Origin of the sequence: Limnohabitans sp. (genome assembly GCF_031538885.1) — a bacterium.
In the GTDB taxonomy this organism is placed as follows: Bacteria; Pseudomonadota; Gammaproteobacteria; order Burkholderiales; family Burkholderiaceae_C; genus Limnohabitans.
Genome location: NZ_JAVKLW010000048.1, coordinates 1 through 17,333 on the forward strand (window position 1 = coordinate 1; position 17,333 = coordinate 17,333).

General features: G+C 53.3%; 16 protein-coding genes. 10 read left to right on the forward strand and 6 right to left on the reverse strand.

All coding sequences use genetic code 11. The annotated features are described in order from the left end of the window. Positions 1-164: 164 nt before the first annotated feature. The 5 genes from RMS03_RS03085 to RMS03_RS03105 form a co-directional block, all read right to left on the reverse strand. The gene (locus RMS03_RS03085; RefSeq protein ID WP_310625656.1) at positions 165-416 is read right to left on the reverse strand and encodes a TOBE domain-containing protein; all 252 of its coding nucleotides are present in this window, start codon (positions 414-416) and stop codon (positions 165-167) included. Between the two features lie 328 nt (positions 417-744). Continuing rightward, positions 745-1,779: a PfkB family carbohydrate kinase gene (locus RMS03_RS03090; RefSeq protein ID WP_310625642.1), complete on the reverse strand. Its 1,035-nt coding sequence runs from the start codon at positions 1,777-1,779 to the stop codon at positions 745-747. Then, on the reverse strand, positions 1,772-3,076 hold the full coding sequence (locus tag RMS03_RS03095) for an MFS transporter (RefSeq protein ID WP_310625643.1): 1,305 nt from the start codon (positions 3,074-3,076) through the stop codon (positions 1,772-1,774). The genes RMS03_RS03090 and RMS03_RS03095 overlap by 8 nt, the downstream gene beginning before the upstream one ends. Next, positions 3,073-5,001 carry an alpha-amylase family glycosyl hydrolase gene (locus tag RMS03_RS03100; protein WP_310625644.1) on the reverse strand — a complete coding sequence of 643 codons (1,929 nt, stop codon included), beginning with the start codon at positions 4,999-5,001 and terminating at the stop codon, positions 3,073-3,075. Before RMS03_RS03100 ends, RMS03_RS03095 begins: the two co-directional genes overlap by 4 nt. Positions 5,002-5,098: 97 nt before the next feature. Then, positions 5,099-7,411 carry a TonB-dependent receptor domain-containing protein gene (locus RMS03_RS03105; protein WP_310625645.1) on the reverse strand — a complete coding sequence of 771 codons (2,313 nt, stop codon included), beginning with the start codon at positions 7,409-7,411 and terminating at the stop codon, positions 5,099-5,101. 382 nt (positions 7,412-7,793) lie between these two features. Here RMS03_RS03105 and RMS03_RS03110 point away from each other — a divergent pair, with 382 nt between their 5' ends. The 8 genes from RMS03_RS03110 (at position 7,794) to RMS03_RS03145 (ending at position 15,822) form a co-directional block, all read left to right on the forward strand. Then, entirely contained in the window at positions 7,794-8,390 is a 597-nt protein-coding gene (locus RMS03_RS03110; protein ID WP_310625646.1) for an energy transducer TonB, read from the forward strand. A gap of 57 nt (positions 8,391-8,447) precedes the next feature. Further along, entirely contained in the window at positions 8,448-9,293 is an 846-nt protein-coding gene (locus RMS03_RS03115) for a MotA/TolQ/ExbB proton channel family protein (RefSeq protein WP_405023493.1), read from the forward strand. A gap of 15 nt (positions 9,294-9,308) precedes the next feature. Beyond that, positions 9,309-9,722: a biopolymer transporter ExbD gene (locus tag RMS03_RS03120; RefSeq protein ID WP_310625647.1), complete on the forward strand. Its 414-nt coding sequence runs from the start codon at positions 9,309-9,311 to the stop codon at positions 9,720-9,722. Between the two features lie 15 nt (positions 9,723-9,737). Continuing rightward, on the forward strand, positions 9,738-10,169 hold the full coding sequence (locus RMS03_RS03125; RefSeq protein ID WP_310625648.1) for a biopolymer transporter ExbD: 432 nt from the start codon (positions 9,738-9,740) through the stop codon (positions 10,167-10,169). A gap of 79 nt (positions 10,170-10,248) precedes the next feature. Continuing rightward, positions 10,249-11,433, forward strand: coding sequence for a hypothetical protein (locus tag RMS03_RS03130; RefSeq protein WP_310625649.1), 1,185 nt, complete (start codon positions 10,249-10,251; stop codon positions 11,431-11,433). 50 nt (positions 11,434-11,483) lie between these two features. Beyond that, positions 11,484-12,509: a LacI family DNA-binding transcriptional regulator gene (locus tag RMS03_RS03135; protein ID WP_310625650.1), complete on the forward strand. Its 1,026-nt coding sequence runs from the start codon at positions 11,484-11,486 to the stop codon at positions 12,507-12,509. A gap of 5 nt (positions 12,510-12,514) precedes the next feature. After that, the gene (murI, locus tag RMS03_RS03140) at positions 12,515-13,324 is read left to right on the forward strand and encodes a glutamate racemase (protein WP_310625651.1); all 810 of its coding nucleotides are present in this window, start codon (positions 12,515-12,517) and stop codon (positions 13,322-13,324) included. An 83-nt stretch (positions 13,325-13,407) separates the two neighbouring features. Next, a complete protein-coding gene (locus RMS03_RS03145; protein WP_310625652.1) occupies positions 13,408-15,822 on the forward strand; it encodes a YgiQ family radical SAM protein in 2,415 nt (804 codons plus the stop codon). Positions 15,823-15,863: 41 nt separating this feature from the next. Here the strand turns inward: RMS03_RS03145 and smpB are convergent, their stop codons facing one another. Beyond that, positions 15,864-16,340, reverse strand: a complete 477-nt coding sequence (gene smpB, locus RMS03_RS03150) for an SsrA-binding protein SmpB (protein ID WP_310625653.1) — start codon at positions 16,338-16,340, stop codon at positions 15,864-15,866. A gap of 47 nt (positions 16,341-16,387) precedes the next feature. Here smpB and RMS03_RS03155 point away from each other — a divergent pair, with 47 nt between their 5' ends. Both RMS03_RS03155 and RMS03_RS03160 read left to right on the forward strand, forming a co-directional pair. After that, the gene (locus tag RMS03_RS03155; protein WP_310625654.1) at positions 16,388-16,840 is read left to right on the forward strand and encodes a type II toxin-antitoxin system RatA family toxin; all 453 of its coding nucleotides are present in this window, start codon (positions 16,388-16,390) and stop codon (positions 16,838-16,840) included. Further along, on the forward strand, positions 16,837-17,193 hold the full coding sequence (locus RMS03_RS03160; protein WP_310625655.1) for an RnfH family protein: 357 nt from the start codon (positions 16,837-16,839) through the stop codon (positions 17,191-17,193). The genes RMS03_RS03155 and RMS03_RS03160 overlap by 4 nt, the downstream gene beginning before the upstream one ends. The last annotated feature ends 140 nt before the right edge of the window (positions 17,194-17,333 follow it).

Here is a 17,333-nt window from a genome sequence, read left to right on the forward strand (position 1 = left end):
AACCGTGACGGATGAGGAATTGACTATGATTGAAAACCGATTGAATCACCGCCCCAGAAAGCGACTAGGATTCAAGACACCTCACGAGGTATTCCATGCCTCGTTAAAGCGTGTTGCACTTCGTCCTTGAATCCGCCATTTGATTCCCTTAAGTTTGGGCGCCTTTATACGGATATTCGTTGGCCATGTGCATTGAATGCCATCACGTCATCTGCTTGCGCCGTGATGTTCAGCGCCATGCCCTTGGCCAGATTGTCGAGCCGACGACTGGGAAACTTGACATGCAGCAACTCATTGACGCCGTCCAACTTCAAATACCCGATACAGACGTCACCCAAATGCTCCACCAAGGCAACAGTGGTACGTACCCCTTGTCCTGTGGGCGCTAGGGCGAGGTGTTCTGCGCGAATGCCCAGCGTCTGCGCTGTCCGCCTTGGTCAGCATTGTCCAAAACGCCAAGTGATCGGGGCTTGCGTTTTCGCCAGGGCGATGGACCAAATTGATGCGTGGCGTACCTAAAAAACCAGCCACAAATAAATTCGCTGGATGATGGTACAGATCAAGCGGCGTTCCCACTTCAACGGAGTAGGGTTCGCCCGACAAAGCATGGCGACGGACATGGAGGCACTCAACAACAAACCATTTTTTCTTTTACTCAATCTTGCTGTCGGCGGCAACTGGCCAGGCTCACCCAGCGCTACCACGGAATTTCCCCAACATTTTAAATTGACTATGTTCGACACTTTAAGTGGGGTGGGTAGATTGAACGCTGGCAGAGGTTTGGGATTGAGATGAATGGTTCAGCGCCCATTGGCTTGCTTGCGACCAAGTAGGCGGCACGCAGCCACGCGCTTGAACGCACAAGCTGGCACTGGCAATGGCATGACTTAATGCCATCGTGGCTTGTTCTGGATGGAGGCTTGTCAAGAAAGCATTGAAGGGTGTGCCGACAGGCTTGAGATGGCTCAATGCGGCTAACAGGCCTGCCAAGAAACTGTCGCCAGCACCCACCGTGTCGATGATGTTGAGGGCGGCATTTTCTTTTCCAAAGTAAGCATCCCCCGTTGCGCTGAGTAGCCAAGCGCCATCTGCCCCCAGCGTCAATGCAATGAGGTTGGCATGGGTACTGTTCAGAAGGTGATGCGCTTTTTCCAAAGCCGATTGACCTGGTATTTCGAGTGCAAGCAAGTCTTCGTCGCTGACTTTGATGATGTCTGCCACGTCAAGGAAGTGATGGACGCAATGACGATAGGCTTTCAAATCAGGCATCACGCTAGGGCGCAAATTTGCATCGACAACGATACATTTGCCTGCCGCTTTTTGATCGCTCAGCCATGGCAAATAGACGTGCTCGTCACGCGCATCTAAAGCGAGTGCGCCTGTGCAGATCAGCTCGATGGTGCTGGCGTGATGGGCGCAATCCGCATTCATTTGTACCGACGTTATCTGACGGTCTGCAACGCCATCTCTGTAAAAGGCATAGCTCGGGTGACCACTGTCATTGAGGTTCACCACGGCGAGTGAGGTGACCGCTTGCACGGCTTGGGTTTGAGCCAGTTCAACCCCATCGTCCAACATTTGCTGCATCAACGCTTGACCGAGTTGGTCAGATGAAAACGGATTCAAATAAAGTGTGCCCATGCCTTGTCGCGCAAGGGCTCGTGCCAGGTTGTAGACAGCGCCGCCCAAGCAGGGGTTGAAACGACCATCCGTCTCTGAGATGAAATCAATCAGTGCCTCGCCAGCAATCGCAACACGGATGGGTTGTTGATCAGTCATGCGTTTTCACCCGCAGCGTGAGTAGTGCGGCAATACCCAAGAAGCACCCCGCCAACTGAATGACATGCCGTGGGTCACCGCCCAACAAGCGGTCATAGTACAAAGGCAGTGTGAGCATTTGCACAATCATCGGCAAGACGATGAACATGTTGAAAATGCCCATGTACACGCCAGCACGTGCAGGCGGAATGCTGCGTGCGAGCATGATGTAGGGGGTGCCCATGATGCTGGCCCAAGCCAAACCAATGCCGAGCATCGGTACAAACAGCATGACTTTGTCTTGCAAGGTTGGCAAAAACCACATGCCTAGACCCGCGAGGGACAAACACGCGGCATGAATCACTTTGGGGCCAAACTGTCGGGTGAGGGGAATGAGTGCAAATGCAGCAATGAAGGCCACAAAGTTGTAGAAGCCACCGATTTGCCCATTGAGCAAACCTGCATCGCGAAAACCTGGCGATGCGGCATCGGACGTGTCAAACACCGACTTGGCCAATGCGGGCACGATGTAAATCCAGTAGCACATCATGCCGTACCACTGAAACAACTTCACCCACCAGAGTTGGCGCATGGCTTGTGGCATCTCTCGCACAGCCTCGCCAATTTCTGTCAACGTAGCCTTGATACCTCTCGGTTTAGCCAGAATGGCATCTCGCTCTTGATGTGTCAAAGGGAGTTCGGGCGTCGAATGCACCGACCACCAAACGGCGGTGAATGACAGCACCGAGCCAATCAAAAACGCAATCACCGTGATGTGCGGAATGTTGCTTTCGTTTACCGCGTCTTTATTTAAGCCAAACCAAAACAGCAGCGATGGGGTGAGGTACGCCAGTGTTTGTGCCAGACCCGTGAAAGCACTTTGCGTCAAAAAACCAAGTGAGTGTTGATTGGGGTTGAGCCTGTCGCTGACATACGCACGGTAGGGCTCCATCGTCACGTTGTTGGCCGCATCCAAAATCCACAACAAACTGGCGGCAAACCACAAGGTGGGGCTGTAGGGCATGAACACCAAACAGATGCTGCACAAGATGGCGCCAATCATGAAGTAGGGGGTGCGCCGTCCCCATTTGCTGATGGTGCGGTCACTCATGGCGCCAATGATCGGTTGCACCAAGAGGCCTGTCATCGGGCCCGCCAACCAAAGCAAGGGAAGGCTGGCTTCGTCGGCGCCTAAATACTTGTAGATGGGGCTCATATTGGCTTGTTGCAATCCAAAGCTGTATTGGATGCCGAAGAATCCAAAGTTCATGCTCAGGATTTGCCAAAACGACAGATGTGGTTTGAGGTGTGCGCTCATTTTTTTAGCCAAATCGCGCAGTAGGGTTGAAGCTCCAAACCATGCAGATCAATGGGTTGGCCCGAAATTAAATCTGTGCCATGCGTCATGCAGTTTTGTGTGATCGCAGGTGTGGGGGCCAAGGTTTGAGTTTGGCTTGAGAAGTTGAATAACCCCAGCATCTCTGAGCCACGCTTTAAACCCAGAACAGACGACACGCCCGTGTGCCAAATGCTCAGCGGATGGGTGGCATTCAGACCAGGATGTTCCTTTTTCGCTTGTATGAAAGCGCGCAGTGCTGTGTAGATTTGACCTGGTGTGGTTTGTCGATCGTGGCGATTGGCAAACCCAGCCTCATCAAACATGGGGCGATGCAACTCACGGCCATCAGTGCCTTGACGCTGCGCAACTTCGTGTGCCGAGGTGTTGCCTTGGCCCCATTCATCACCCATGTAAATCAATGGCAGGCCACCTACAAAGAATGATAAGGACTGCATCATCACCAAGCGTGATTTGGCCGCCTCTAAGGCAGCGGGTGTTTGGGCTGATGTCAGCCCCACCAAAGCGGCCGTCATGCCGTTGGTGCCATGCACCACCGATGGGGTGCTTGCTTGAAAGGCGGCACCTTGCGCATAGCTTCCAGGCACTTCACCTGCGAAGAACTGCGCCGCATGCAGCAAACGCGTACGTTGATCGGGGCCACGTGCGTCCAGCTCGGGGCGCAACACGTTCCAGCCAATGTCGTCATGGCAGCGCACGTAGGTCATCCATGCACAGCCATCGGGCAGGGCGGGTGTGTGCGAGAGCACGTCTTCAATGATTTGCGTGTTTTCTTCAGCCAACGCCATCCAACTGGCGGACATGAGGCTGGAGTGGTAAGCCGCATGGCACTCTTTGCCTTGGGGTTCACCCAAACCGAAGTAAGGTGGCAAATCTTGGGTCGGCATGATGGCCTCTGCCTTGAGCAATACGCCAGGTGCCGCAATGTTGGTGAGGCTGCGCATGGCTTGCAAAATCCAATGCACCTCGGGTTGGTTCATGCAATGGGTGCCAGGGCGCTTCCACAAGAAACCTGTGGAATCCAATCGAAACGCTTCAACACCCAGGTTGGCCAGTTGCAACAGTGATTGCGACATGGCTGCAAATACATCAGGCTGTGTGTAGTTCAAATCCCATTGGTAGGGATAAAACGTGGTCCATGCCCAAGCTTTCACTTCGGGAATGAAGGTGAAGTTACCTGGGGCCGTGTTGGGAAAAATTTGACTTAGATTTTTTTCATGCGCCGCGACTTCTTCGGCGCTGTGCGCCCAGTGGAAATACGATTGGTAGTGCGCATCGCCTGCGCGTACTTGCAAGGCCCACGTGTGTTCGTGAGAGACGTGGTTGAGCACAAAATCACTGCACAAGCTAATGCCCGCTGCGCGCAGTGCTTGCGTGAGTCGTTGCAAACCTTGGTTGCTACCTAAGGCGGGGTCAACTTCGTCATAGCTGGCAACAGCAAAGCCACCATCGTTTGGGTGTGTGCCTGGTTTGAGAAAGGGTAGCAAGTGCAAGTAGGTCACGCCTAGGTCTTGCAAGTGCGCAATGCGTTCCCGCACACCAGACAAGCTGCCTGCAAATTTGTCGGTATAAGCGCAATAACCCAATGAACCATTCATATGCCAATTGGGTTGAGAGGCACGCTGCAAATCTAAAGCCCACAAATCGTCGGGGCGTGCGAGCGCGAGTTCCACTGCCTGAGTCACAACTTGCCTCAACCAGTTTGAAAAATTGTGGGTGCAGCCATACAGACGTGTCAGTCTGTCTTGCAGCACAGGAAGTTCGGTGTTCAAGCGTTGGCGTATGACACGAGCGCGATCGACAGGTGCTGTGTCAAGCAGCGCATGGATAAAAGCTGGAAGATGAACCTGCCCTGATGTGACGGGACGATCTTCGGTAAAAGACATGGTGTTCACAATTCTTTAAGAGATGCGCCGAACCTTTTGGGTTCAGCGCAGTTGGTTTCAAGTGAGAGGTCGAGTGGTTTGATCTCCCAGAGAGAGCTTAGAAGTTGTACTTCAAGCCCGCTTGAATTGCGCGACCTGTCGTCGTGCGAACGCTTTGGTAGCCAGCGGCATAGGCTTGTGCTTCTGTAATCCCCAATTGGTTGAACAAGTTGTTGACTGACAAGCTAGTAGTTGTCTTTTTGTCGATGGCATATGAAGCAAATGCGTTGGCAATTTTGTAGCCAGGTAATACATTTTGGTTTGTATTTTCTGCGTATGAGCTGGTGGTTCCTACCAAACTTCCACCAATAACCCAGTCACCAGTACGGTAAGAAGGTGTGAGCTGATAGACCCATTTGGCTTGTCGCTGAGGCGCGTTGCCAGCCAAGTTTGTTGTACCGTTAAAGCCTTGTGTAATTTTCGCATCTGTGTAAGTAGCGCCTGCTGCGATACGGAATGCACCCATGCGATAGCCAGCTTCAAGTTCAACGCCTTGCGCATCGTACTTTGCGGCTAATTCTGCTGGTTGTTTCGTTGGGTCATAGCTTGTAATGCGTGTCTTTGCTTTGAACAAAGTACTAAACAAGCTCAAGTTACCTTCGCGAAGTTTTGCACCAATTTCGAATTGATCGACCGTGTCAAATAACGCGTTTTCGTTTGCTATCCCGCCTGTTGCCTTGTCGATGGCGGCACCACTTGCAACGCGGTCTGCATTAAATCGAGTGCCGTGGCTATAGCGCGTGAAGGCTGACAGGTCAGGATTAAATCGGTAGTTTGCACCTGCTGTGTAAGCAGGTTTAGTCAAGTCATAGTTCACGGGTTGACCAGCGTTACCACTTGCGGCGAGTTTGTCCATGCGAACGCTCGCGTCTGCGTTAATTTTGTCTTTTTCCCATGCCACAGCCGCGTATGGTGCCGTTTGGTTGTACTTCAAACTGTAAGATTGAACACAGCAATTGCCCCAAGCCGCTGCACCGTTAGCAAAGCCAGAGCCGCTGCTGTTGATGCTGTTGCCTTGAGCATTCAAGATGTCGATCACTTGTGGATTTGTACCGCTCATAGACAACAAGTAGCTGCTCCATTGCCAATCCATGGCAATGTTTTGAGTCATGCTGAACAGACCAATAGTTGCATCAGTTTTTGAGCCATCAATACCTGCAAACGACTTAGTTGCCTTGATGTCGTTTACCGTATTCCCCAAATCTTTGACACTCACATTGAACAGGTGTCCAACGAATGCGGTATCTGTTTTCGCTGCCAAGCCAGAGTTGTGGTACTTTGCGGACACGCCGCCGTACTGAGTGGCGAGAGCTTGTGCTGTGCCGACAACGTTCGGAGATGTCATTCCAACCCATGTGCCGCTGTTACTGCTAGTACGGAATTTTTCATTCAACTTCCAGCCGTTCTCGAGACCAAGGCTTAATTCGCCACCAAACGAAGTACTCTTTGTTTTTGCGCCTGTTGACGTGTCTGTGACAACTTTTTGACCAAATGAATTGGTTGATGTATCAATCAAGCCCTTGGGCATACTGAATCCAGTCAAGGGATCAAACCCCGCGTACCCACCAGTGCGTGTCATGGGCGTTGGCAAGAACATAGGCACTTGATCGTCTAATGACTTGAAATTCAAACGAACATAGTCGCCCTTGCCTAAATCATGGGTGATATTGGCTTTAATTTGGCCACCATTTTCAGCGTTGTTACCCGCAGTACGCACACCTTCACCTTGGCGCATGTAGCCACCGATGAAGAAACGTGTGTAGTCAGAGATAGGCCCTCCATAGCTCATGTCATAGCGGGTACGGTCAAAGTTCACACCTTTCGTGATACCAATTGAGCCACCTTTTTCTTCACCAGTTTTGTCGATGAAGTTTAAAATTGCACCAGGAGCGTTGCTTGTAAACGTTGCTGCAGAGCCTCCGCGAATGACTTCTAAACGATCAAGGTTGTTATCGATGCGATGGAAGCCATCCGCATTGCCAAACATGATGTCGCCAAACAAGAGGATTGGCAGGCCGTTTTCTTGGTATTGAGCGTAGCGTGCTCCGCCGTCTGGGCTTGGCAATCCTCGAACGTTGATGTTGGCGTTACCTTCGCCGCCAGTTGCTTCGGCACGAATTCCAGGTACTGAGCGCAGCACTTCAGCAGAGTTATTTGGCGCAGATATTTCGATGGTTTCAGTTGAAAGCGTACTTACTGAAACGCTTTGTTTCATCTTTGATGTGCGCGTGGCGGTGCCAGTAACGACAACCTCTTCGAGGTTCAATGTGTTGTTAGCGTTTTGGGCATAAACCGCGCCAATTTGCATAGCAGCCAAAGATGCGGCTATTACAATCGTTTTTTTACTGATTGTCTTTTTGTTCGTTTTCACAAACGTCTCCTTTACAAGTTGATGGAACCCCAGTTTTGCTTGATCTTCATCGCTAACTGGATGTATGACTCTTTGCCTTGCCTTGAGTTCATTGCAATGAGTGCGGTGAATTCTGTTTTAATTTGCAAACGTTTGCAATGATTGTTTTTTATTTTCGTCTGGATTAAGTTAAATGCTTAATCTCTAATAGTTTTATAAACTGTTGATTTGCTTTGGAATTGTCCAAAAATTTAGTATTTTCCCTATTGTCTGATGCGTGCAACAAAAATATTTTGAAGGCCGAGGGTTTGCACCAGTGGGCATGTTTTTATTCGAAAACTAGAATTGCAAACGTTTGCAGATTGTTGTGAGCCTGCAATTGACAATGAGGAGCCACACACACATGAAAGACTACGCCAGTCAACAACGCAATCCAGGCAAGCATGTGGTCGGATTGGGTCTGGTGGTTTTGTTGCACATCATCTTGTTTTGGGCGATCAGTTCTGGCTTGGCTAAGAAGTTCGTCAAAGTGATCAAGGGGCCTGTTGAGGCGCAGTTGATTGAAGATGCCAAGCCCGACATTCCGCCGCCACCGCCTCCGCCTCCGCAAAAGAGTGCGCCACCTCCACCTGAGTACGTGCCGCCCGTGGATATCGCGGTGAATGCCACCGCAGGAGCCAATGCGATTGCTGCTGTCTCCAATGCGCCTGTTGCGCCTGTGAGAACCGCGCCCGTCATCAATGCCGCAGCGAGTTGCCCGAAGCCCGAGTACCCCAGCTCGTCACGTCGCAATGAGGAGGAGGGTACGGTGCAACTACGTTTCTTAATTGGCACGGAAGGTCAAGTACTGGAGTCGCAGGTCGAGAAGAGTTCTGGCTTCACCCGCTTGGATGAGGCCGCACGCATGGCCTTGTCGCGCTGCCAGTTCAAGCCAGGCACGCTCAATGGCAAAGCAGAGCAAAGCTGGGCCAGCATGAAATACACATGGCGCTTGGAATAAGCAGCGCGTCACTCACAAACACAAACGAAGTCAAACAATTTCTTAGGAGTCATCATCATGGTTAAACAACTCAAAACTCTCGCGCTGAGCGCTGGCCTGGTTGCAGGCTTGCTGTTTGGCATGGCTGGTCCAGCACAAGCAGCCAAAGAAAAAGCACCAGCCGCCGCACCTGCTGCTGTGGAAGTTGCGGCGCCAACGCCTGTGGCCGTGCCTACACCTGCACCTGCACCTGCGGCTCATGCAGGTGAAGAAAACCCCTATGGGCTGAGTGCGTTGTGGGCGCAAGGTGATGTGGTGGCCAAGGGCACCTTGTTGATCTTGGTCATCATGAGCATGGGGAGTTGGTATGTGATCTTCACCAAGTACTTCGAGCAAGCCAGGATTGCTCGCTTTGCCAAAGCGGCTCAAGAAAGTTTTTGGAGTGCGGGCAATGTGCGGCAAGGTGCAGACACATTGGCTGAGGGCAGTCCATTTCGCTTCATCGCTGAAAAAGGGTTGGAAGGTGCAAGCAAGCACACAGGCATGTTGGGGGCCATTAACTTCAACGATTGGGTGAGCATGAGCATTCAACGTGCCATCAACAATGTGCAAAGCCGTATGCAAGATGGCTTGGCGTTGTTGGCGACCGTGGGTTCGACCGCGCCGTTCGTGGGTTTGTTCGGTACTGTTTGGGGTATTTACAACGCCTTGGTCAAGATCGGTATGTCGGGTCAAGCCAGTATCGACAAGGTGGCTGGGCCTGTGGGTGAGTCGCTCATCATGACGGCGATCGGTTTGGCTGTGGCTGTGCCTGCGGTGTTGGGCTACAACTGGTTGGTGCGTCGCAACAAGTCAGCCATGGAAGACGTGAACGCTTTCGGCTCGGACTTGCATGCGGTGCTGCTTGGTACCAACAACAAGTAACCAGGAGTCAGCATCATGGCCATGAACGTTGGATCGGATGCAGATGACGAGATCATCGGCACGATCAACACCACCCCTCTTGTTGATGTGATGTTGGTGTTGCTGATCATCTTTTTAATCACCATTCCTGTGGTGACGACATCGGTGAAGGTCGATCTCCCAAAAGAGAAAAACCTGATCCGAGAAACTAAGCCAGAGAACGTGATTATTTCGGTGAACGCAGCGGGCAATATTTACCTGTACGACACACCCATCAAGAACTCCGCTGACTTGGTTGATCGCATGAAAACATTTGCGGTGAAAGACCCTCAACCTGAAGTGCAGATTCGCGGTGATGCGCGCAGCGATTTTGAGGCTGTAGGGCGTGTGATGTATGCGGTGCAACGTGCAGGCATTGTCAAGGTCGGTTTCATCACCGAACCCAATTGATCTAAGGAGTAAGACATGGGAATGAATGTAGGCCAAGGATCAGGTAGCGGTGAACCTGAGGTGATGATGGATATCAACACCACGCCCTTGATTGATGTGATGTTGGTACTGCTCATCATGTTGATTATCACCATCCCAGCGCAATTGCACACCGTGAATTTGGACATGCCAGTGGCCAAGCCACCCACGAAGAAGATAGACCCTGTGGTGATCAAAATTGATGTGGACGCCAACAGCGTGATCAATTGGAACGGTAAACCTTTGGCAACACGTGCAGAGTTGGATCTCAAGCTGCAAGAGGCGACGAGACTGGAGCCACATCCAGAGCTGCATTTGCGCTCTCACGCCAAGGCAAAGTATGAAGCCGTGGCTGCTGTGATGGCCAATGCACAACGTTTGGGTTTGAATAAGCTAGGCATCGTGGGATCTGAGCAGTTTGTGAATTGATTTCTTCAAGGTTTCTGTAAGAGGGAAACCCTTGGCCTCTTCTCTTACGAGAAGGGGCATTTTTTTAAGGAGTGTGCAAGTGAAAACGCCGTGGAATAAGTGGTTGGTATGGGGGGTGTTGGCGGTGGTGCTGAGCACGAGTGCGCAAGTCAACATGCGCCCTGAAGTGGCGAAGTCTTTGCAAGCGGCACAAGATGCGATTCAAGCCAATCAGTCGGATGTGGCGCTGCAAAAACTTCAAGAGACCCGAAGCTCGTTTCAACTCACAGAAGCCGAAAAAATATGGTTAGAGCGCTTGTCTGTTGTGGCTGCCATGAACGCGCAAAAGTTCGATGTGGCTTCCCGCTCGTTAGATGCTTTGCTGCAAAGCAAAGAGCTGTCCGCCACGGATCGTGCCACTCTGACAGAGACGATGGTGAGCGTGAGCCAGCGCAACAAAGACCACGCCAAGGTCGTTCAATGGGCGCGTCGCTATGCGGCTGAGGGAGGGAAAAGCCAACGTGTACACATCATGAAAGTGCAATCGTTGGCATTGCAAGGTATGCATCAAGACGTGGTGCAAGAAATGACCGAGGCCTACAAAGTCGCGGGTTATCAAGCACAGGAGGCTGAGCTGCGCGTTTATGCATTTAGTCAAAAGCAACTCAAGGACGACGCAGGGTATGCCAGCACGTTGACACAGTTGGTGGCGCGCTTTCCAAGCAAGGCCTATTGGTCAGACTTGCTCAACAGCATGGGGCGTGTGCCTGGCATCCATGCGCGGACACAACTCGATGTGTCTCGCTTGATGGAAGCGGCTGGCACGATGGAGGAGGCCGACGATTATTTAGACACGGCGCAGTTTGCGATCAAGTCAGGTTTGCCGCATGAAGCATTGCGTGTGTTGGAGCAAGGGCAAGCTGCTGGCTTGTACAAGGGGGCTGTCGCTGCCAATGCCACCAAGCTGAAGCAGCAGGCACAGCAAGGTGCTGCGGAAGATGACAAGGCGCTTAAGTCGTTGGCCTTTACACCAGACAATGGCCCTATGTTGGTGCAACTCGGCGATGTGTGGATGTCTAAAGGGCAATGGACGCAAGCTGTGGAGGCTTATCAAAAGGCGCTCAGCAAAGGCGGACTCAAGCGTGAGGCAAATGTACGCTTGCACTGCGGTATTGCTTTGTTCAAAGCCAAGCAAGCCGAAGAAGCCAAAGTCATGCTTCAAAGCGTGTCAGGGGATGCCTCAGCGATGCAGATGGCAAGCTTGTGGCTTTTACTAGTGAAATGACGCCCTATGATTGGTAGGTGTTCCCGCAGTGAAACTAATATTCCAAACGCATGGCCAGTTCAGATAACGACAAACGAAAAATTCAGATGATCGACATTGCCCGTATGGCGGGTGTGTCTACCTCTACCGTTTCTCGTGCTTTAAACGGTAGTTCATTGACGAATGACGAAACGCGCCAACGCATCATTGAGCTGGCCCGCTCGTTGAACTACACCATCAACCAAAGTGCCAAGAGCTTGCGCATGGGGGACAACCGAACCATAGGTGTGGTCATCCCCTACGTCAGCAAAACCCGTCAGCACATCTCTGACCCGTTTTTCTTAGGCATGCTCGGTAGCCTGGCGGATGCTTTGACAGACCGGAATTACGATTTGCTTCTTTCGCGCGTCGATGCCGACCACCTCGGCGACATGGCGTCTTTGTACGATGCAGGCCGAGCGAAAGGATTGATCGTCATTGGTCAGTGGGGTCACCACGATCAACTCAATGAGTTGGCTCGACGCCACGTACCGATTGCTGTGTGGGGGGCACAGTTGCCAGGCCAGTTGTATTGCAGCGTAGGTAGCGATAACGTGTCTGGGGGGGTGTTGGCAACAGAGCATCTGCTTGGCTTGGGGCGCCGCCGTATTGTGTTCATTGGTGACACAGAGATGCCAGAGGCTGCAAAGCGCTACGAAGGCTACTTGCAAGCACACAAAAAGTTAGGACTGGCGGTTGACCCGCTGCTCTCTATCAAATCGCCATTCACGGCGAAAGAGGCGCAAGCTGCAATGCTGAAATTTTTAGACAGCGGCGTGGTTTTTGATGCGGTCTTTGCTGCCAGTGATTTGATCGCCATCAACGTCATGGGGGTGCTGACGGGGCGAGGCATTTCAATTCCCCAGCAAGTCAGCGTTGTTGGCTATGACGACATTGACATGGCCTCACACAGCTTTCCGCCACTGACCACGATTCGCCAACCCCTTGATGTGGCAGGCGGTGTATTGATGGACTCCCTGCAGGATATCTTGGAAGGGCGCATCGCCGACTCCCAACTGCTGCCCACATCCTTGGTGGTGCGCGGCTCCACTGAGTGAGGTGTGTGTTGACAAATACCTTGCGCAATGCCATCGGCGTCTTTGACTCAGGCGTAGGCGGTCTGTCTGTCTTACGCGCGATCCGCACCGCTTTGCCGCACGAGCATTTGGTGTATGTGGCCGATTCGGGGCATGCGCCTTATGGTGACCAATCTGAAGCGTACATCACCCAACGCACGCTCAATGTGGGTAACTGGCTGGCCGAGCAGGGCGTCAAGGGCATCACCATCGCTTGCAACACCGCCACCGTGGTAGCTGCCAAAGCCTTGCGCGAACAAACGCATTTGCCTGTCGTGGCCATAGAGCCTGCCATCAAACCCGCTGTGGCGCTCACGCGTAGCGGCGTGGTGGGTGTGCTTGCCACGCGCCAAACTGTTCAAAGTGCGGCGGTGGCTAGGCTGGTGGAACTGTATGGTGCTGACAAACGCATCTTGCTGCAAGCTTGCCCCGGCTGGGTCGAGCAAGTCGAGCGTGCTGATTTGTACAGCGCAGAGACCGAGGCCTTGCTGCGGCAGTTCATCACGCCTTTGCTGGAGCAGGGTGCAGACACCTTGGTGTTGGGTTGCACGCATTACCCGTTCTTGCGTGACACCATTGCGCGCATCGCAGGCGAGGGTGTGACGCTGATTGATCCGGCAGAGGCTGTGGCCCGTGAGTTGGCTCGTCGTTTGGCAGATGCAGGTCGCTTATCTGGCCTAACAGAGCAGGGGCATGTTCAGTTTTTTACATCGAGCGACATGGCGCACGCACAAGCTGTGATGTCCCATTTGTGGGATGGCCCCTTGACAGTGCAGGCACTGCCTTCATCTCGCTAAGTTTTTCTGATGCTACCCATCGGTTTGGCCGATAGCCCCTCTGGAGCGAAGGTTGGCCCCTAGCTCTTACACTTATTGCCTTCATGAATGCCTACGCCGACGTCTCCCTTTTCCCGCGTAACGCCAAGCCGCTGACCAGTTATCGCAAGTACTGGGCGGCTCGTTTTGGTACGGCCCCGTTTTTGCCGATGTCGCGCGAGGAAATGACACAACTGGGTTGGGATAGCTGCGACATCATCATCGTCACGGGCGATGCTTATGTCGACCACCCCAGTTTTGGCATGGCGGTGATTGGCCGCATGTTGGAAAACCAAGGTTTTCGCGTCGGCATCATTGCGCAACCCGATTGGCAAAGCGCCGAGCCTTTCAGAACCTTAGGCAAGCCAAACCTGTTTTTTGGCGTGACCGCCGGCAACATGGATTCGATGATCAACCGCTACACGGCCGATCGAAAAATTCGCAGCGATGACGCCTACACGCCGGGTGACGTGGGTGGCAAGCGCCCCGACCGTGCTGCGCTGGTGTACAGCCAACGATGCAAAGAGGCGTACAACGATGTGCCCATTGTGTTGGGCGGTATCGAGGGCTCGCTGCGTCGCATTGCCCACTACGACTATTGGTCAGACAAAGTGCGTCGCTCCATCGTGGTGGACAGCAAGTGCGATTTGCTTTTGTACGGCAACGCCGAACGCGCCATTGTGGAAATTGCCCATCGGCTAGCCGCCAAAGAGCCGGTGCAAGATATCACCGATGTGCGCGGCACTGCTTTTGTGCGTCGCGAAACACCAGAAGGGTGGTTTGAAATTAACTCGTCCAGCATTGATGTGCCGGGCAGGGTAGAGGCGCACGTCAACCCGTATTTGATGGTGAGCGAACAAGCCAAAGCGCAAGGTGAAACATGCGCACGTGAAGACGAAGCCCATGCCGTGGCAGCTGCGGCCAATGCGCAAGCGGGAGCTTGTGTCGGCAACAATGTTGCACAGGGTGCATTGGCCATCAACACCACAGGCTTCACCATTTCGCCACTGAACTTTGTGCCCAACCCCAACATGCCTGCACTGCAAGGCAAAGGCAAACTCAAAGTCCCGCCGCGTGAGCGCAGTGTGATTCGCTTGCCCTCCTATGAGCAAGTCAAGTCAGACCCCGTGCTCTATGCCCACGCCAACCGCGTACTGCATTTGGAAACCAACCCTGGCAACGCCCGCGCCTTGGTGCAAGCGCATGGTGGAGGCCTCGCGAATGGCGCTGCCAGTCGCGATCTGCGACAGGCCCGTGATGTGTGGGTCAACCCGCCGCCTATCCCGCTGACCACGGCTGAGATGGACCACGTGTTTGACTTGCCCTATGCCCGCAGCCCGCATCCTGCGTATGCCGATGAGAACGGCAGCCACGATGGCGCGACCAAAATCCCTGCGTGGGAAATGATTCGTTTCAGTGTCAACATCATGCGCGGCTGCTTTGGTGGCTGTACGTTTTGCTCCATCACCGAGCACGAGGGCCGCATCATCCAAAGCCGCAGCGAAGAGTCGGTCATTCGCGAGATTGAAGACATCCGCGACAAAGTGTCGGGCTTCACAGGTGTCATCTCAGACCTCGGTGGCCCCACGGCCAATATGTACCGCATCGGCTGCAAAAGCCCAGAGATTGAGGCTGCATGCCGCAAGCCGAGTTGCGTCTACCCCGGCATTTGTCAAAACCTCAACACCGACCACAGCTCGCTCATCCACATGTACCGCCGTGCGCGGGCGTTAAAGGGCATCAAGAAAATTTTGATTGGTTCAGGCCTGCGTTACGACTTGGCCGTGAAGTCGCCCGAATATGTGAAAGAACTGGTGCAGCACCACGTCGGCGGCTATCTCAAGATTGCGCCCGAACACACCGAGGGCGGGCCTTTGTCGAAGATGATGAAGCCCAGCATTGGCAACTACGACAAGTTCAAACAGATGTTTGACAAGTACAGCGCGGAAGTGGGCAAGAAACAGTTCCTCATCCCGTATTTTATTGCCGCACACCCTGGCACTAGCGACGAAGACATGATGAACTTGGCCCTGTGGCTCAAGCGCAATGGCTTTCGCGCTGACCAAGTGCAAACCTTCTACCCCAGCCCCATGGCCACGGCCACGGCCATGTACCACTCAGGCCGCAACCCCTTGGGTCGCGTGACGCGCAGCAGCGAGGTGGTGGACATCGTGCGCGGCGAACGCCGTCGCCGCTTACACAAAGCATTTCTGCGCTACCACGATGCCAACAACTGGCCCTTGCTACGTGAAGCCTTGAAAGCCATGGGCCGTGCAGACCTGATTGGCAATGGCAAGCAGCATTTGATTCCTACCTTCCAGCCGCTGACCGATGGGGGCTATACCAGTGCGCGTCGTAAGAACAGCACAGCGACGCCCACCAAAGGCCGTGTCCTCACGCAGCACACAGGTTTGCCACCACGCGTCAATGGCGCAGGCAAACCCAGCGCCAACGCTGCCAAGCGCAAACCTAACCGTTGATGAGAGGCGTCTGAGCCAGATCTGCTAAGACAGAGGTGCGTTTAACGCGTGCGTGACTTCATCGCACGCTCCACCTCACGCTTGCCTTCGCGGTCTTTGATGGTGTCGCGCTTGTCGTGCTCGGCCTTGCCTTTGGCCAACGCGATTTCGCATTTGATCTTGCCGTTCTTCCAATGCAGGTTGATGGGCACCAAGGTGTGGCCCTTTTGCTCGACCTTGCCAATGAGACGTTTGATTTCGTCTTTTTTCATCAGCAGTTTTTTGGTACGCACTTTGTCTGGCGTGACGTGGCTGGACGCCGTGTGCAGTGGGTTGATTTGGCAGCCAATGAGGTAGAGCTCGCCATCGCGAATCACCACATAGCCATCGGTGAGTTGCACCTTGCCCTCACGCGCAGCCTTCACCTCCCAGCCTTCCAGCACCATGCCTGCCTCGAATTTTTCTTCGAAAAAATAGTTGTATGCCGCCTTTTTGTTGTCAGCGATGCGCGAGGGGGTTGCAGGTTTTTTGGTAGCCATTGAGGTGATGTGGGGACGGTAGAGCTTCTTACAATGTGGACCATTCTATGAAAACCGTTCACAAGTCCGTTCTTATTTGGTTCAGCGCTGAAGAAATGTTTACGTTGGTCACCGACGTGGCCCGCTATCCTGAGTTTTTGCCTTGGTGCGACCGCGCGGGCGTGGTCGAGACACACGCCGATGGCGCAACGGCTGAGGTAGGCATGAGCTTTGGTGGTTTTCACAAAAGTTTCACCACGCGCAACGTGCACATCGCAGGCCGCCAAGTCAAGTTAGAGCTGATCGATGGCCCGTTCAAACATTTGGATGGCACTTGGGATTTTCATCTGCTACTCGACCCCAACACCCAAGAGCCACAACGCGCCTGTCGCATTGAGCTGACCCTGAACTACGCGTTTGAGAGCATGTTTGGTTCGCTGGTGGGGCCCGTGTTCGACAAAATCGCCGCTACCTTGGTGGATGCTTTTGTGAAGCGCGCAGAGCAGGTGTACGTCGCGTGAGTAACGTCCCCGCGGTCAACATCACCCTGATGTATTCACCTGCAGCGCGCGTGGTGCATGAGCGCGCGATGTCGCTCAGTGCGGGCGTGACGGTGATGCACGCCTTGCAAGACAGTGGTTTGTTGACGGACTGCCCCGAAATTGACTTGGCTCAGCCCGAAGCCTTCACCGTTTGTATTTGGGGGAAGAAAACCACGCCTCACCATGTGTTGCGCGACTTAGACCGCATCGAAATTGTCCGCCCACTCACGGTAGACCCGAAGGTGGCGCGTCGTGAACGCTTTCAAACACAAGGCACCAGTCGTGCAGGCTTGTTCTCGAAGCGCCGTGCGGGCGCTAAGTCCGGTTATTAACTCGGCGGATTCAAGGACGAAGTGCAACACGCTTTAACGAGGCATGGAATACCTCGTGAGGTGTCTTGAATCCTAGTCGCTTTCTGGGGCGGTGATTCAATCGGTTTTCAATCATAGTCAATTCCTCATCCGTCACGGTT

Excerpts from the sequence above, each read along its gene's own strand:
- RMS03_RS03110 (WP_310625646.1), top strand. The coding sequence starts at position 7,794 with ATGAAAGACTACGCCAGTCAACAACGCAATCCAGGCAAGCATGTGGTC.
- RMS03_RS03095 (WP_310625643.1), bottom strand. The coding sequence starts at position 3,076 with ATGAGCGCACACCTCAAACCACATCTGTCGTTTTGGCAAATCCTGAGC.
- RMS03_RS03145 (WP_310625652.1), top strand. The coding sequence starts at position 13,408 with ATGAATGCCTACGCCGACGTCTCCCTTTTCCCGCGTAACGCCAAGCCG.
- RMS03_RS03120 (WP_310625647.1), top strand. The coding sequence starts at position 9,309 with ATGGCCATGAACGTTGGATCGGATGCAGATGACGAGATCATCGGCACG.
- RMS03_RS03100 (WP_310625644.1), bottom strand. The coding sequence starts at position 5,001 with ATGTCTTTTACCGAAGATCGTCCCGTCACATCAGGGCAGGTTCATCTT.
- RMS03_RS03090 (WP_310625642.1), bottom strand. The coding sequence starts at position 1,779 with ATGACTGATCAACAACCCATCCGTGTTGCGATTGCTGGCGAGGCACTG.
- RMS03_RS03155 (WP_310625654.1), top strand. The coding sequence starts at position 16,388 with ATGAAAACCGTTCACAAGTCCGTTCTTATTTGGTTCAGCGCTGAAGAA.
- RMS03_RS03125 (WP_310625648.1), top strand. The coding sequence starts at position 9,738 with ATGGGAATGAATGTAGGCCAAGGATCAGGTAGCGGTGAACCTGAGGTG.
- RMS03_RS03135 (WP_310625650.1), top strand. The coding sequence starts at position 11,484 with ATGGCCAGTTCAGATAACGACAAACGAAAAATTCAGATGATCGACATT.
- smpB (WP_310625653.1), bottom strand. The coding sequence starts at position 16,340 with ATGGCTACCAAAAAACCTGCAACCCCCTCGCGCATCGCTGACAACAAA.
- RMS03_RS03115 (WP_405023493.1), top strand. The coding sequence starts at position 8,448 with ATGGTTAAACAACTCAAAACTCTCGCGCTGAGCGCTGGCCTGGTTGCA.